This window comes from Sphingomonas qomolangmaensis (genome assembly GCF_024496245.1).
Classification (GTDB): domain Bacteria; phylum Pseudomonadota; class Alphaproteobacteria; order Sphingomonadales; family Sphingomonadaceae; genus Sphingomonas; species Sphingomonas qomolangmaensis.
The window spans coordinates 135,346-151,067 of the sequence record NZ_CP101740.1 but is presented as its reverse complement, the minus strand read 5'-3'; the positions used below and the strand labels follow the sequence as shown (position 1 = coordinate 151,067).

The 15,722-nt window shown below is 67.7% G+C and carries 14 protein-coding genes; 1 reads left to right on the top strand and 13 read right to left on the bottom strand.

The annotated features are described in order from the left end of the window. Positions 1–19: 19 nt before the first annotated feature. The 5 genes from NMP03_RS00790 to NMP03_RS00770 form a co-directional block, all read right to left on the bottom strand. Entirely contained in the window at positions 20–2,809 is a 2,790-nt protein-coding gene (locus tag NMP03_RS00790) for a DUF3857 domain-containing protein (protein WP_256506666.1), read from the bottom strand. A gap of 116 nt (positions 2,810–2,925) precedes the next feature. Beyond that, positions 2,926–4,848 (bottom strand): excinuclease ABC subunit UvrC, encoded by a 1,923-nt coding sequence (gene uvrC, locus NMP03_RS00785; protein ID WP_256506665.1) that lies wholly within the window; start codon positions 4,846–4,848, stop codon positions 2,926–2,928. Positions 4,849–4,880: 32 nt separating this feature from the next. Beyond that, on the bottom strand, positions 4,881–5,252 hold the full coding sequence (locus tag NMP03_RS00780; RefSeq protein ID WP_256506664.1) for an endonuclease domain-containing protein: 372 nt from the start codon (positions 5,250–5,252) through the stop codon (positions 4,881–4,883). 106 nt (positions 5,253–5,358) lie between these two features. Continuing rightward, on the bottom strand, positions 5,359–7,164 hold the full coding sequence (locus NMP03_RS00775) for a DUF885 domain-containing protein (RefSeq protein WP_256506663.1): 1,806 nt from the start codon (positions 7,162–7,164) through the stop codon (positions 5,359–5,361). Between the two features lie 79 nt (positions 7,165–7,243). Next, on the bottom strand, positions 7,244–7,564 hold the full coding sequence (locus tag NMP03_RS00770) for a DMT family transporter (RefSeq protein WP_256506662.1): 321 nt from the start codon (positions 7,562–7,564) through the stop codon (positions 7,244–7,246). A 75-nt stretch (positions 7,565–7,639) separates the two neighbouring features. On the opposite strand from NMP03_RS00770, the gene NMP03_RS00765 reads away from it, so the two are divergent. Then, complete coding sequence (locus NMP03_RS00765; protein WP_256506661.1) at positions 7,640–8,809, top strand: hypothetical protein; 1,170 nt, start codon at positions 7,640–7,642, stop codon at positions 8,807–8,809. 21 nt (positions 8,810–8,830) lie between these two features. Here NMP03_RS00765 and NMP03_RS00760 read toward each other — a convergent pair whose 3' ends face one another. From NMP03_RS00760 to NMP03_RS00725, 8 genes are all read right to left on the bottom strand, one after another. Further along, positions 8,831–9,439 (bottom strand): F0F1 ATP synthase subunit B family protein, encoded by a 609-nt coding sequence (locus tag NMP03_RS00760; RefSeq protein WP_256506660.1) that lies wholly within the window; start codon positions 9,437–9,439, stop codon positions 8,831–8,833. After that, a complete protein-coding gene (locus tag NMP03_RS00755) occupies positions 9,432–9,923 on the bottom strand; it encodes a F0F1 ATP synthase subunit B family protein (RefSeq protein ID WP_256506659.1) in 492 nt (163 codons plus the stop codon). The genes NMP03_RS00760 and NMP03_RS00755 overlap by 8 nt, the downstream gene beginning before the upstream one ends. A 52-nt stretch (positions 9,924–9,975) precedes the next feature. After that, positions 9,976–10,203, bottom strand: a complete 228-nt coding sequence (locus NMP03_RS00750) for a F0F1 ATP synthase subunit C (RefSeq protein ID WP_033922931.1) — start codon at positions 10,201–10,203, stop codon at positions 9,976–9,978. Between the two features lie 45 nt (positions 10,204–10,248). Then, entirely contained in the window at positions 10,249–11,010 is a 762-nt protein-coding gene (locus NMP03_RS00745; protein WP_033922929.1) for a F0F1 ATP synthase subunit A, read from the bottom strand. Positions 11,011–11,073: 63 nt separating this feature from the next. Then, on the bottom strand, positions 11,074–11,391 hold the full coding sequence (locus NMP03_RS00740) for an AtpZ/AtpI family protein (RefSeq protein WP_256506658.1): 318 nt from the start codon (positions 11,389–11,391) through the stop codon (positions 11,074–11,076). A gap of 530 nt (positions 11,392–11,921) precedes the next feature. Beyond that, complete coding sequence (locus NMP03_RS00735; RefSeq protein WP_256506657.1) at positions 11,922–12,293, bottom strand: YdbL family protein; 372 nt, start codon at positions 12,291–12,293, stop codon at positions 11,922–11,924. 2 nt (positions 12,294–12,295) lie between these two features. Then, entirely contained in the window at positions 12,296–12,520 is a 225-nt protein-coding gene (locus tag NMP03_RS00730; protein WP_256506656.1) for a YnbE family lipoprotein, read from the bottom strand. Continuing rightward, positions 12,517–15,684 (bottom strand): YdbH domain-containing protein, encoded by a 3,168-nt coding sequence (locus NMP03_RS00725; RefSeq protein WP_256506655.1) that lies wholly within the window; start codon positions 15,682–15,684, stop codon positions 12,517–12,519. The genes NMP03_RS00730 and NMP03_RS00725 overlap by 4 nt, the downstream gene beginning before the upstream one ends. Positions 15,685–15,722 lie beyond the last annotated feature (38 nt).

Below are 15,722 nucleotides of genomic sequence, written 5' to 3'. Positions count from 1 at the left end.
GTGAAGAAAGCGGTAACGCTCAGGCGGTGATCCCCCAGCGGGTATAATCATCGGCGATGCGCGGCGCGATTGCCTGGGCGTCGGCGATATCGGTGGCGCCACCCTTCAGGTCGCCCTGCTTCTGGCGCACCAGGCCGCGCAGATACAGTGCCGCCGCGGTGTCGGGCTCGAGCGCCAGCGCCTCTTCGAGATCGGCGCGCGCGGCATCGAGCCGTCCTGCGCGAAAATGGATCAGCGCACGACTATCGAGCGCGGCGGCAGGATTATCCCCCAGCGCGATCGCGCGGTCGCAATCGGCAAGCGCGGCTTCGAGCGCGACGTTCATCTGCCCGCGCAGCCAGCAACGCTGGTTGAGGTGCCCCACGTCACGTGGCTTTTCGCCCAACGCCGCATCGGCGAGCGCAGCCGCAGCGTCGATCTCGCCCTGGGTCGCCAGCAGATACGCCTTGTGCAGCGTCGCCCATTCGCGCTCGTCGCCTCCCGCGGCGATACGCGCGTCGATCATCGCGAGCGCTTCGTCGTGCCGCTTGGCATCGGCGAGGCGAGCGGTGTGATAGGTCAGCGCGTTGTAATCCGAAGGATCGGCGGCGGTGGCCTTCTCGATCGCCGCGAGCGACTCTGCGTCGCGGCCCAGCACATAGAGAATATAGGCCTGAAAATAGAGGTTCGCCCCACTTGGGTCGATCGCCACCATGCGCTCGACATCGGCCAGCGCGCCCTTCCAGTCGCCCAGCCCCTCGCGCAGGCGCGCACGCGCGTCATAGGCAGTGGCGTCGCCCGGCTCGGCATCGGCGATCGCCTTGGCATACAGCGCGTCTAACCGCTTCAGCCGCCCCTCGCGCACCGCCCGCGCGCGCAGTTCGTGCGTCCGCGGCAGATCGGCGGGCGCCATGATCTTCAGCGTGCGCCGTTCGGCGGCGGTCAGCGCGGCGCGCTCGGCAGCGATCGCGTCGGGCGCGATCTCGCTTCCTGCCGCGCCGATGACGTCCTCCATATTGGCAACGCCCTGGTCGAACGAGAAGCTGCGCGTGACGTTCATGCCCCCCAGCCGCGGGGGCAAGGTCCGATCGCCTTCGATCGTATATCCCTTCCCGCCATCGGGCAGCAGCACGCGCCGGGTGAACGACATTTTCTCAGGACCGCCGGTCGCGACCGGGATCGTTTTCCACACGGTGCGCGATCGATCGGGATTGAACTGGATCGTGTTCACCGCATAATCGATCGTCCGATAGCGGCGGCCCTCTTCGCGCCCCCAGCCGGCGGGCGCGATCCCCTCGATCTCGACCGACCCGGTATTGGCGGCCTCGTCGAAGCTCAGCCGGTGCGACACGACGCGACCATCGCCCACATTCTGATTGGCGATCTGCGTCGCCATCGCCTCGCGTTGGTCCTCGGTGCCCTGCGCGGTTACCATCCGCATCATTTCGGCGCCCTGCCCGCGCATCGTCATCCTGAGGCGATAAGGCGCGGGCAAGACGATCCCCGCGGTCTGATCGATTTCGAGCCAGATCGCGACATCGGGACGCGCAGGCACGCGCATCGGCAGCGACATCAGCCCCGCCCCCGCCGTGCGCAGCGGCAGCACGTTGCGGAACGGCGGGGTGTCGTCGATGTCCGACAGGCGCGCGCCCTGCCCGGTGCCGTCGAGCCATAGCGAGGCGCCGTCGATCTCGGCGCGCACCAGTACATGATCGAAGGCCCCCGCCGATGGCAGTCGGCGCGGCACATAATCGCCGCCGTCGCTGCTCGCCAGCACAGGTTCGGCTTCGATGTCGAGCGCGCGGAGCATCGCCAGCAACAGCAACGTCTTGGCCTTGCAATCGCCATAGCGGACGCTCCAGGTCTGCGTTGCCGCCTGCGGGGTGTAATTGCCCCCCGCCATGCCCTTGAACAGATAGCGGATCTCACCCTGCACTGATTGCAGCGCCAGCGCCGCGCGCTCGCGCGGCGTCTTGCCCGCCGCCTTGATCCGCGCGACCTCGGCGGCGAGCGGCGATCCGGGGGCAATTGCCCCGTCGGTGGCATATAGCGGCGCAAAGGTGCGCGACACCGCCTGCCAGTCGGCAAAGCTGCTCGCCTCGACCATCGGCAGGGGACGTAGGCGGAGCGGCATGTCGTCGGGCAGATCGGGCAATTTGGGCAACGGCCCGACCAGCTCGACCTCGTCGAACCCGCCGGCGTTGCGCGGCGTCAGTTCGGCGCCGTCGAAATAGCTTCGCAGCGCGACCGGCGTGGCTTTGTCCCACGACAGGCGGTTGCGCGCGAACGCCGCCGTGACGGGCTTGGTCAGCACCGGCATCGACGTCGAGGTCTGGCCGCCGAGCACCGGGTCCTTGCGCGTGATCGTAAAGGCGAAGTCGAGCACGTCGCCGACGCGCATCCCCTCGGCGTTCATCGTCGCGGTCAACATGCCCGTGAGCATTTTGCGCTCGAGCCCCAGCTCGCGCTGGATCACCGCAAAGCGTTCGCCCTTGGCAAGCAGGTCGATCGTCTCGCCCGCGCGCAGGATCCGCGCGTGATGGACGATCAGGTCGCCCTGGTCGGGCAGCCATTCGAGGCGCAGCGTTCCGGCTTCGTTGAGCATGCCGGCATTGGCGATCAGCACCGCGCTGCGGACATAGGCGAACACCCCGCCATCGGCGATGCGGTGCTGCTGATCCGAAATGAGCAATTGCGGCTTGTCGGCAGGCAGGTTCGCGGGATCGGGGGCCGGCGCTTCCTTCACCCAGGCAGGCGCTGGCTCATACAGCGGCTTGTCCCCCGCCCATGCCGATGTCGCGCCCGCAACCAACGCAAACGGTACTGCCAACTTCCGCAACATGACGACGCCCCCCGGCCTAAACCACGCGCCAAGCCTAGCGGGGGCCGTTCGGGTTGCAAGAGCGACCGGTCAGAAATGTCGGCCGAGCCCGCAGCGGGCGCCCCTCACCGCGCGTGGAAAAAGTCGTGGATTCCCTGTGACATCGCCTTCGACACGCCCGGCGCCTTCGACAGATCCTCCAGGCTCGCGGCGCGCACAGCCTTGGCGGTGCCGAAGTGCATCAATAGCGCCTTCTTGCGCGCGGGGCCGATGCCCGGCACGTCGTCGAGCGGGCTGGTGGTCATCGCCTTGGCGCGCTTGGCGCGGTGCGCGCCGATCGCGAAGCGGTGGACCTCGTCGCGTAGCCGCTGGAGGTAGAACAGCACCGGCGAATTGACCGGTAGCTGGAATTCGCGCCCGTCCATCATGTGGAACACCTCGCGCCCGTCGCGGCCATGGTGCGGCCCCTTTGCGATGCCAACCACCGTGATGTCCTCGATTCCCAGTTCCTCGAGCACCCCGGTCACCGCATTGAGCTGCCCGCGCCCACCATCGACCAGCACCAGATCGGGCCAGTCGCCCTTTTCGCGATTGGGGTCTTCGTCCTGCGCGCGCGCGAAGCGGCGGCCGAACACCTCGCGCATCATGCCGAAATCGTCGCCCGCGATCGTCTCGGGACGCTTGATGTTGAACTTGCGATACTGGCCCTTGCGAAAGCCCTCGGGCCCCGCGACCACCATCGCGCCCAGCGCGTTGGTCCCCTGGATATGGCTGTTGTCGTACACCTCGATCCGGTCGGGGCTGTCGGGCAGGCCGAACAGTTCGGCGACCTCGCGCAGCAGCCGCGCCTGAGTCGTCCCCTCGGCCAGCCGCCGGTCGAGCGCCTCGACCGCGTTGCGCCGCGCCTGTTCGATCAGCCGCCGCCGGTCGCCGCGCTGCGGCACCGAGAGCGACACCTTGAAGCCCGCGCGCTCGCTCATCGCCTCGGCAAGCAACTCGGCCTCGGCCAGCTCGCGGTCGATCAGCACATTGCGCGCGGGCGGCACCTCCTCATAGAATTGCATCAGGAACTGGCTGAGCACTTCGTCCTCGGGCACGTCCTGGACGTGCGTCGGGAAGAAGGCGCGGTGCCCCCAATTCTGCCCGCCGCGGATGAAGAAGGCCTGGATGCCGATCGCGCCATCCTTCGCCGCCATCGCGAAGATATCGGCATCGCCGACGCCCTCGGCGTTGATCGCCTGGCTGCCTTGGATGAAGGTCAGCGCCTTCAGCCGGTCGCGCAGCACCGCGGCGAGCTCGAAGTCCATCTTCTCGGCGGCCTCCTGCATCTGCGCGCCCAATTTGCTCTGCACCTTGGTGGATTTGCCGCCCAGGAAATCCTTCGCGTCGCCGACGAGTTCGGCATAATCCTCAGTGCTGATCCGGTCGACGCAAGGGGCCGAGCAACGACGAATCTGGTGGAGCAGGCACGGGCGGTCGCGATTGTTGAAGAAGCTGTCGGTGCACGACCGCAGCAGGAACAGCTTCTGCAGCGCGTTGAGCGTCATCCGCACCTGCCCCGCGCCAGCGAACGGCCCGTAATAATCGCCCTTCGACCGCCGCGCGCCGCGATGGAGCTGGACGCGCGGGAAATCATGGTCTCCGCGCAGCAGGATGAAGGGGAAGCTCTTGTCGTCGCGCAGCAGCACATTGTACGCCGGTCGATAACGCTTGATCAGCTGCGCCTCGAGCAGCAGCGCCTCGGCCTCGTTATTGGTCGTGACGATCGTCATCGACCGCGTCTGCGCCACCATCCGCTGCAGCCGCTTCGTCAGCCGGGTGACCTGGGTGTAATTGGTGACCCGGTTCTTGAGCGCCTTGGCCTTGCCGACATACAGCACATCGCCGCGCGCATCCTGCATCCGGTACACCCCAGGGCGCACCGGCAGCGTCGCGACGACATTGCGGATCGCCGCGACGCCGGCGTCGAGATCGGGCGCGTCGCTGCCTTTGACGGCGAAGGTGGCCTTGTCTTCGTTGAACCGGTCGGGAGTGTTGGGGGACGACATTGGGGGGATTTAGGAGGTAATCCCCCCAATCGCTACGCCTTCCTCCCCTCCCTGGAAGGGAGGGGCTGGGGGTGGGTGCCGCCGAGGCACTCGGCGGCGACGCCAAGGACAAACGTCGCGGCGCCTTCGGGGTCGGTCAGGACGTCGTTGTTCCAAAGCCGCACCACCCGCCAGCCTGCCGATTCGAGCCATGCGGTGCGTGCAGCGTCACGGGCCGCCGCGTCATGGTGCTGGCTGCCGTCGAGTTCGATCGCAAGCCTTGCTTCGCGGCACGCGAAATCAACGATGTACGGGCCCACTACCAACTGCCGAGTGAACCGCGGTCGATACGGCGACAGCAGACGCCAAAGTTTGCGCTCTGCCGGGGTGGCGGCATTGCGCAGGTCGCGCGCGCGAGCGGTCATCAATCGCGGAATACGTCGCATGAGGCCAGCGTAGGACGGCGAGCCGCGCTCGCCTACCCACCCCCGGCCCCTCCCTTTCAGGGAGGGGAGCAAGCACCGCCTAACATCACCCCATCCGCGCCCGCGCCACGCGTTCGAGCACCGTCAGCGGCATCGCCCCCATCGTCAGCACGCCGTGGAACGCCTTGGGATCCCACGCCGCGCCCGCCTTGGCCTTCGCCTCGTCGCGCAGCCGGGTCCACACCGTGTGGCCGATCTTGTAGCTGCACGCCTGGCCGGGCCAGCACGTATAGCGATCGATCTCGCCCTGCCCGCGCCCGCGCGCGATCCCGGTGGTGGCGAGGAAATAGTCGGTCGCCTTTTCGCGGCTCCAGCGCTTCACGTGCAGCCCGCTATCGACCACCAGCCGCGTCGCGCGGAACAGCAGCGACTGGAGATAGCCGACCTGCCCCAGCGGATCGCCCTCGTACATTCCCATTTCGTCCGCCAACTGTTCGGTATAAAGCGCCCAGCCCTCGCTATAGCCGCTATAGCCGCCGCGGCGGCGGATCAGCGGGATGTCGTCGCTCTCGAGCGCCGACATGACCTGCAGATGATGCCCCGGCACACCCTCGTGGTAGCTGAGCGTCGCCAGCCCGAACTTGGGCCGGTCGAAGGTATCGCGCAGGTTGATGAAATAGATTGCGGGCCGCGTCCCATCGAGCGACGCCGACTGGTAATACCCCCCCGGCGCGCCCGCCTGGATCGCCTCGGGCACCCGCCGCACCTCGACCGGCGCCTTGGGCACCACCGCGAACTGTTCGGGCAGCCGTGCTTCCATCGCCTTCACCTGCGCGCGCAACTGCGTCAGCAGCGCCTCGCGGCCCGGATCGGTGTTGGGGAACAGCTGGTCGGGGCGCTTGTTGAGCGCCACCAGCCGCTCGCCGACGGTGCCGCTGCCCATCCCCTGCCCCTTGAGGATCGCATCGATCCGCCCGCTGATCTCGGCGACCTGTTCGAGCCCCAGCCGGTGGATTTCGTCGCCGGTCAGCTCGGTGGTGGTCGCCGCGCTGGCGGCGGCGGCATAATAGGCCTCGCCATCGGGCAGCCGCCACACGCCGGCATCGTGCGTCGCGCGCCCGCGCAGCTCGGTCACCAGCGCGCGCTGGCGGTCGAGCGCAGGATAGACCCGCTCGGCCATCAGCTTTTCGACCTCGGCGGCGCGCTCGGGCGGCAGGTTCGCCGCCTTGAGCTTGGCAGCGAGGTCGGTGACCGGGCCGCTTTGCCCGGCGGGCTTGTCGCGCGCCTGGCCGAGCTGCTTGAGCGTCGTGTCGAGGATGAAGTCGGGTGCGAACACCCCCTTGGCGGCATCGGCGCGCTGGCGCTGCGTTTCCTGGTCGATCACCCCGCCGAACGCCGCGACTCGCGCGACATAGGCGTCGGCATCGGCGGCGCTCGCGACGCGGTGGGTGTTGCTGAGGAAATCGGGGACGTCGCGATAGGCGCCCGAAAGCTGGCTGAGCACGTAGGGCGAATAGCGCCCGCCGTTCGAGCCATAAGCGAAGCGCTCGCTTTCGACCACGCGATCGAGCTGATAGCCGACGACTTCGTAGTCGAGCTGCGCCGCGGGCGAGAGCGCCGCGCGATCGACGGTCTTGAGCTCTGCCCGTTCGCGCTTGGCGCGCGCGAGCTGGCGTTGGTCCTGCGCACGCGACGCGTCGGACAGCTTCGCCTTGAGGCCCGCGCGCGGACCGGTGTCGAGCCCGAGCGAGGTCGCGCCCTCGGGATTATCCTCGAGGCGCGCGTAGAAAAAGGCATCGAGCATCGCGCGCAGCTTCTGGTCGGCGGCATTGCCCTGCGCCAAGGCAAACCCGGGCAGCGCTGCGGCGGTGCCGGCAAGCGCGGTGGTGCCGATGAACTGGCGACGATCCATGCTGTAACTCCCTTGGGTGGTACCGCCGGGGTAGGCCAGGAGAGCGCCGTCTGTCACCCCCCGCGCGCGGCGAGCGCGATCAGCCCTGCGCGCTGAACTTGGTGCCGACGACCCCGATCACGATCAGCGCCATGAAGGCCGCCTGGAGCGGCGAAATCTTCTCGCCGAAGAAGATCGTCCCGCCGATGATCACCCCCACCGCGCCGAGTCCGGTCCACACCGCATAAGCGGTGCCCGCAGGGATGCCGCGCATCGCGAGAGCAAGCAGCCCCATATTGACGAACGACAGCACGATCGGGACCGATCCCGCGAGCCAGGTGCCGCGATCCCCCGCCCATTTCAGGCTGAGCGCCCAGATGATTTCGGTGCAGACCGCGATGCCCAGGATGATCCAAGCCATCCCGGCGCCGCTAACGGCTTGTCCTGTCGTCAAAATGATGTTTCCTTGTCAGCATACAGCCGAGGAGTCGTACCGATGTCGCTGTCTCTAGTCGCTGCACTGGCGCTGATGCAAACCGCGGCGCCAACGCCTGCCCCCCCGCCAGCCCCTGCGTCCGACAGCGATATCGTCGTGCGTGGCAAACGCACCGCCGCCGCGCTCGCTGCCTGTATCGACCGGCAGTGCCCGACCGAAGACGATGTTCGGCTGTCGATCGCGCATGCCGAGTCGCAGTTCGCCGAGGGCAAATATCGCGACGCACGATCGACGCTGCAGCAGTCGATCAGCCGTAACCGCGACGCGGCGTCGCGGCTGCCGCGCCATGTCGCCGCGTTGCACGAGGCATATTCGACCGTGTCGCTCCACTATGGCGACATGGACGATTATCAACGCGCCATGAGCAACCAGGCAGAAGTCTTGCGCAGCTATTTGCCCGACAGCGCCACCGAAGTGCAGTTGCTGCCCATCCGCCTCGGCGACGCCAGTCTGAAGCGCGGCTACACCTATGAGGCCAGGCGGCAATACCGGTCTGCCGAGCGCGAGTTTCGCGAGCGTGGCGAGCACAGGCTTGCAGCGGTAGCGGCGCTGCGCCGCGCGACCCTCGACATCGCGCAGGGCAACCCCTCATTGGCACGCGAAATTCTGCGCGAGGTCGATACCGGGCCAGCCGCTAACGATCCGGCGATACGCACCTATTCGGCCGTGCTGGCGACGCGCGTCGACATCTCGAAGGGAGACGATGCGGCGGTCGACCGCCTGTTGACCGCATTGCGTACCGACCCCGCCGGGCCGCCGCTGTTGCTGGACGAGGCGGTGGGGCCGGCGTCGCTCGCGTCGGCCAAGCGCCCGACGCAGCGTGCGCTCGAACTGCGAGCCGAAATGATGCAGGCCAGGGGTTCGACGCCGATCCAATGGGCAGACATCGGGTTCATGGTTGCGCCCGACGGCAGCGTCGGTGATGTCGAGGTGCTGCGCGGCAACCGGATCCTCGGCTGGACCAAACCGATCGTCGAGCAGGTAGCATCGCGCCGTTATGCCCCGATCGCGCTCGAGCCGGGGCATCCGGGCCTATACCGCGTCGAGCGCTTCACGCTTCGGGCGTCGCGTGCGGTACAAACGGGATCGATCATCAAGAGCCCGACAGGCCCGGTCACGCTCGAGATACTAGACCTTACCCGGTCCACCACCACTACCCCGCCGGCCTGACCGACCGCCAGCGGGCCGGCATCAGTTGACCCGGCCAAGCCCCGCGATCGTGCGGTCGACCAACGCGCGGTCGGCGGTCGCGCCGTGCTTTTCGGCGATGATCGCTGCCGCCGCCTTGGCCGCAGCGTCGGCTGCGCGGATCCGAACGTCGGCGATCGCCTGACGCTCGGCGGCCGCGATCTTGTCTTCGGCCATGCGGGTGCGGCGGCGCACCAGCGTCGCGGCGTCGATCTCGGCCTTGGCCATCATCGCGGTCGCCTCTTCGTCGGCATGCGCGATCATCGCCGCGGCGTCGACCTCGACGGTCGCCAGCTTGCGCGCATATTCGGCGCGCAGCGCTTCGGCCTCGGCGCGAAGCTGCTTCGCCTCGTCGAGCCGCGACCGGATTTCGCCGATCTGCTTGTCGAGCATCGCGCCGATCAGGCGCGGCACGCCCTTGACCAGCAGGATGATCAGGAAGACCGCCATCGCCGCCGACACCCAGCCGGTGGGGTCGAGGAAGAACAGCGTAGGATCGGCGTGTGCGCCCTCGGCGCCAACGCTCTCGATCGCGACCGCGCCGGTCTCGGGCATGCCCTCGGCCGACAGGCTGGCGTTCGATGCTTCGGAATGGAGCACTGGGTCAGCCATGCATCACCACCTTCACTGCGCCGCGCGCTTCGTCTTCGCTCACCGGTGCGCCCGATACCCGCGCGACGATGTCGCGCGCTAGATCGGCGGCAATGCCCTCGATCTCGCCCGATGCCGCTTGCGAGGCCGCAGCGATCTGCGCTTCGGCGGCGGAGACCCGAACCTGGTGCTCGGCGTCCGAGGCGGCGAGGGTCGCCTCGGTCCGTGCGGTAGCCTGCGCCTTGGCAGCAGCAAGCTTCTGCCGCGCCGCCTCGCGCGCCGCATTTTCCTGCGAACGCCAATTCTCTTCGTCGGCATCCGCCGCGACGCGCGCCGCCTCTGCCGCCTGCAAATCGCCGGCGACCTGGGTGTCGCGATCGTCCATCGTCGCCTGCACCTTGGGCACCATGCCCCGGCCGATGATCAGATAGGCGAGCCCGAACGTCAGCACGACCCAGAAGAGCTGGGACGCGAAGGTTGCGGCGACTTGTTCGATTTGCGGCATTCGAAAAATGTCCTTGGGGGCAGCGCCGGACGAGCCGGCACTGCCCGCGAAATCAGGCGACGAAAATCAGCAGCACCGCGACGACGAACGCCAGCAGGCCCAGAAGCTCTGCAGCGGCGAAGCCGATGAACATGTTGCCCTGCTGGCTGGCAGCCGCGCCAGGATTGCGCAGCGCGCCCTGAAGGTAAGCCGAGAAGACGTTGCCCACGCCGAGCGCGGCAAGGCCTGCGCCGATTGCTGCGAGACCGGCACCGAGCAGCTTGATCGAGTCTGCGTCCATGAAATTCACTCCTTGAGAAAAATTGCGGTTAGAAAACGAAAGAAATCAGTGATGGTCGTGCAGATGCTCGGCATCGTTGATGTACAGCGAGGTCAGCAGCGCGAACACATAGGCCTGCACGCCGGCGACCAGAATCTCCAGCGCCGAAACACCGACCATCAGCGCGAAGCTGGGAATGCCGACGAGCAGCCCGGTACCCGCCGACACCGCCGAGGAATTGATGACGAAATACGCCAGCACCTTCAGCAGGATGTGGCCCGCGGTCATCGCGACGAACAGCCGCAGCGCCAGGCTGAACGGGCGCACCATGAACGAGACGAACTCGATCGGCGCGACCAGCAGCAGGACGGGGATCGGCGTGCCCTTGGGCGCGAACAGGCTGAAAAAGCGAAGGCCATGCTTGGCAAAGCCGACGATCAGCACGATCGAAAAGCTCATGATCGCCAGCACGCCGGTAACGGTGAAGTGGCTGGTGAAGGTGAACGGGTGCAACCCGGCCAGCCCCAGCGGCAACAGCCCGAGCAGGTTGGCGAACAGGATGAACATGAACAGCGTGAAGACGTAGGGCACATATTTGCGCCCCGCCTTGCCGATATTGGCGTCGAGCAGCTTGTCGATGAAGCCGACGAATCCCTCGACCATCATCTGGCCGCGACCGGGCACCAGCTGGCGCTTCATGCCGACCAGCATGAACGCCCAGAGCGCGATCAGTGCCGCGACCATGTAGAGCGCACTGTTGGTGAAGGCGATCGTCTGGCCGCCTACCGTGAACATATCCGCGATCGACTGCACCTCGAACTGGTGCATCGGGTCGATCTTGCCTGCCTCAGCCGCCACTGCCGTTTCCAATTTGCCAAAGCGCCCGAAGCATCACTTCGAGCGCCGGTTCGAAATCCTGATGATATTCCTGAACGCGCTGACGATGCCGAGAGCAAGCAGCACGAGCAGGAGCCAGGGAGAGGTGCCCAAGAAATAATCGAGCGTCCACCCGATCAACGCACCGCCAACCATTCCCCCGACCAATTCGGCGAGAACGCGGTTGCCCAGACGATAGCCTTCGCCATCCTGCGCGCGCGTCTCGCCCGATCGGATCGATTCCTGCGTCTTGGCGCGCGCCAGCCGCTCGTCGAGCGAATCAAGGCGTGCATCCTCGGGCAGGGGGTCCGGTCCGGGCTCGTTCTCGGCCATATTCGCTTCTCCAAGCCCCGTATGGGCCGGGCAAGCGCCATGTACCGAGGGCCAAGCCCGCCAAGGCACGCGCCGATTAGGATGGGGGGCGGGCCAAGTCAACCTTGGGGGTGGGATGAGGGCGCGGCTAAGGCAGCCGCTGCGTCAACCCTTTTAACTTTCATTTTGTTGACGCTGGCTGCTTGCCCGCCGAATGGGCGTCGACCAATATTCGCTGACGTCCGCTGGAGCGGGGCATCCGCGCCAAATCACGCGGGCGGATCGGAGGTGAGAACAGCGACAAAAGATATTGCTATTATCATCGTCAGCACTGGCTTGCTGATGGTGGCATTCGCCACCTTGATTCTTCGGATCATCGAGGTGGCCCGCTCTAAGTAGCGGCGGGAGGGGGCCGGCCTGGCAGCTGGCCCCCAAACGAATGAACCCCGACTGCTGGCACAGCCGGGGTCCAGAGATGATCACAACGATCAATCGATATTGCTACGACTCACCTACGCTACGAACGTCGAAAAATCAATCGCCGGCTAACATCACACACACCGCGGATCGCGTTCGGGAGCGCCCGCACCCCGCTGCTTCCAGGCGCCGCTCGGCGTCTGGTACATCTCGCCCGGTTCGGTGCGCGCGATCAGGTTGCAGCCCGACACGAACGCGAATTGTTCGATCGTCGAACCCGCGCCCGCGCGCTGGGTGTAGACCGATTTGCGCTTGATGTTGATGTCGCGAACGATCGCGCGGACATTGTCGGGCGCGTTGCCCACCACGCCCAGATAGCCGTCGGTCTGCTCGCCGATCTGCCCGGCGGCGCGTGCCGCGGCATAGTCGGGGTCGCGCTGCGCCTGCGCGGTACCCGCAACCCCCGCCACCAGCGCCAGGCCGATCATCCATTTCGCGATACGCATCGTCAAAAAATCCCCGGGTTCTGCTGGATCAACGTCTTTGCTTCGCCATCCAATCGGTACACCACCTCCTGGGTGATGTTGATGTTCAGGTTGATGACGATCGGCTTGTCGGGCGCGGTGACATTCACGCACCCGCCGGCCAGCACCACCGCCCCGATCGCCGCACGCTTCGACATCCGAAGCAAGGTCGCGCTTTTCATGGCTTTCATCAATCCTGTTTCGCTCATGGCACATTCTCGCTTGCGGGGGGCTGAACGGGGGGCGCTTCACGCTGCTGCTGTTGTTCGATCAGCGTCGGCAGGTTGCGCTCGATCAGTCGGCTGGGGTCGTAATAGCTCTGCACCGAATCGAGCAATTGGCGAAACGGCGCGCGAATCGTGATGTTGAACACGAGCGGCAGCTTCGCGAGTCGATCGATGATGAAGTTCGATTTGGTGCCCTTGCCCTGGCTGATTCCGGCGAACTGGATCTCGGTCACCATCTCGCCCGACAGCGAACCATTGAGCACCAGGTTCAGCCGATCATAGTCGATAGCCTTGAGCGCCTGGAACGCCAGATTGCCCCAGGTGCCCAGATCTTCCTGCGTCAGCTCACCGATATAGGCGATCGTCCCCCCACCCTCGCGCACCGTCAGGCGGCCATCCTCAATCCGCCCGCCGCGCTCGTCGAAGATCATCGGCAATACGCCGTCGAAGGTGCCGGTGGCGTTTAGGTTCTCGAAATCGAAGGTCTGGAGGAATTGCGCGCCATCGACCCCGCGGACGCGAAACACCATCCGCCGCTCGACCGTCTGGCCGAAATCGAGCACCGTAGGCTCGAGCACCAGCTCGCCGCCGCCGAACGGCCAGCGCCCGCCCTCGACCGCCACCTTCTGGTCGCCGATCAGCTGGTAGCGCACCTGCCCGTTCTCGACCGGAATCCCCGGATTGGCGACCGCGATCGTCGCGAGCTGCGACGGCGCGGTCTTGAGCCCAAGCAGGTCGGTGAAGCGGATCTCGCCCGAAATTCCCTCGACGGGGCCAAAGGCGGCGGCAAGATCGGTACCCGCGGTGCGAAACACACCGTCGCTGGTAACCGACTCGGGGCTCCAGCGTATCTGCCCCGCGCCCGACACGGTGCCGGCGACGTCGGCGATCACGCCGAAGGTGAGCCTGGTGAGCGCTTCGGGCTGGAACGCCTCGGTAAAGCTGATGCCGGTGACGGCGAGATCGGCGCGCCCCGCCCCCGCGCCCAGATCATGGACGATCGTGACGTCCGCCACCTTCACCCCCGCCGCCGGGGTGGTAAGCGTGCCGCTGGCGTCGATGCGGTTGCCCGAGAGCGTGAGCACGAAATCATTCGCCGCCAGGGGGTTGTAGCGCGGTTCGGGCGCGGCATCGGCCACCCGCAATGCCTCACCGTTCAGGGTCAATCGCCCATCGGCAAAGCGCCACGCCCCCGCCCCACCCGACAGATTGAGCGGCACATTCCCGATCACCCCGCTCGCACCGGCAAAGCGCCCGGCCGCACCGCCATCGCGCACCCGGCCATCGAGCGCCGCGATATCGAGCCGCGAGATGCGATCCCCCGCCCCCAATCGCGCAGCGACATCGGCGACGTCGAAGCGCAGCCCGTCGAGCGCGAACACCGCGCGCGCGGCTTCCAGGCGGAGCGGGGTTCCACCGATCGTGCCGCGCAGCACCGGTCGCGCGACGCTGGCGCCACCGCCCACCCCGCCGGGGCCGATGCTGAGCAACGCACCATCGGTCGGGCACAAGGCAAGCTGCGCGGGTGCGAGCAGCAACGCCGACACCCGCAGCCGATCGAACGTCGTCGCCGCGCAGCGCGCGTTTACCGCGAGCCTTTTGCCGCCATCCCAGCGCGCGTCGATCGGCAACGTCAGGCCATCGACCCGCCCGCCCGGAAACGCGCCGCTGAACCGCATCCGCGTCGTGATCGCGGTCGCTCCATTGGGCGCGCGCGAGAAGCGCACCGGGGCCAGCGCCAGCGCCTCACCGCCCGCGGCATAGGGTTCGAAGCGCGCCTCGCCGGTCACCGCCTCGCCAGGGCGCGCCTGGACCAGCCGCACCTCGCCCTGCGGCAAGCCGCCGCCCCCAAGCGTCAGGTTTCCATCGACACCCAGCGCACCGCCGGGCCAGCCGAGCCGCACCCCCTGCCCGCCGCGCAGCACAATCCGCGCGCCGCTGGCGGCGTCGATCGATGCCTCACGCACCACCAGCGCGCCGCGGCTCCCGCGCTGCTGCACCGCGAACCGCAGGTCTATCGCGCTCCGCTTCCCGGCTTGCGCGATGGCATCGGCGAACTTCGCGCCGAGCGCGGCCACCGGCGTTCCCGCGGCGCTACGTGCCAGTCCGCTCGCCTGCGCCAGTCGCGCCGGCGCCAGCCCGACGCGATCGGCGCGCGCACGCCCGGCGAAACGGATCGCGGGGCCTTCGATTCGATACCGCCCGTCGATCGCCAACCCGCTGCCGCGCGCATCGGTGGCGGCAAAACCGCGCGAGGCCAGATCGACCGCACCCTCGGTGCGCGCCACGTTGCCGGCAAAGTCGACCGTGCCCGTCAGCCCCGACAGCCCGCCCGCCGCAGCTCCAGCCCTCGCCACTACGATCTTGGCATTCCCGCGCCAGCGATCGAGCTGCGCGCCAAGCGCGGCGTTGAGCCCCAGCGCGACATCGCGCGCGCGGCCGCTGGCGCCGCAATCGATCGTCGCCGCGCGGATCGGCCCGCGCAGCGTCGGCGCACCCTCGTCGATCGTCAGCGCCATCGCCGCACTCACCCCGCCGCCGGCGCAGCCGTTCACCGCCAGCCGATCGGAGACCGCGGCGATTCGCCCGGCAAAGCCGTCGTTCAGCTGTCCGCGCCCGCTCACGCGAACCCCGACCACACCATGGGGGGTCGTCAACCGCATCCGCGCATCGGCAACATCGACGAACATCTCGGGCAACGCGAACGGCTTGCCCGAAGGCGCAGGCAGCAGCCGGTCGAGCGCGCCGAGCGACAGCTTCCCGTCGACCAGCCGTCCGCGCAGCCGCACCTGCCCCGCCTCGATCCCCGTCACCCGCGCGCCCGACAGCCCAACCTGCGTCCGCACGATCACGCTGTCGGCGACCAGATCGGGGTCGGCGGGGTCGCCGATCACCAGGTCGGTCAGCCTTTGGCTCGACAGGCCGATATCGGCGACGCGATAGCTCGCGGCGATACCGCGCCGCGCCAGTTCGTCGTCGATGAAATTCTCGGCAAGCGGACGCCGCTGGCTCCAGACCGCGATGAGCACCGCCAGCAGCACGATCGCGATGCCCAGCGGCACCCGCCCGCGCCGCGGCACGCCCAGCAGCCGCCACCACCGCCGCGCCGCGACCGCGCCCGGTTCCTGCTCGGCTTGCGCCGTCACGCTGACCCTGTCGCCATCACGCGGCGATCGTTGCGGGG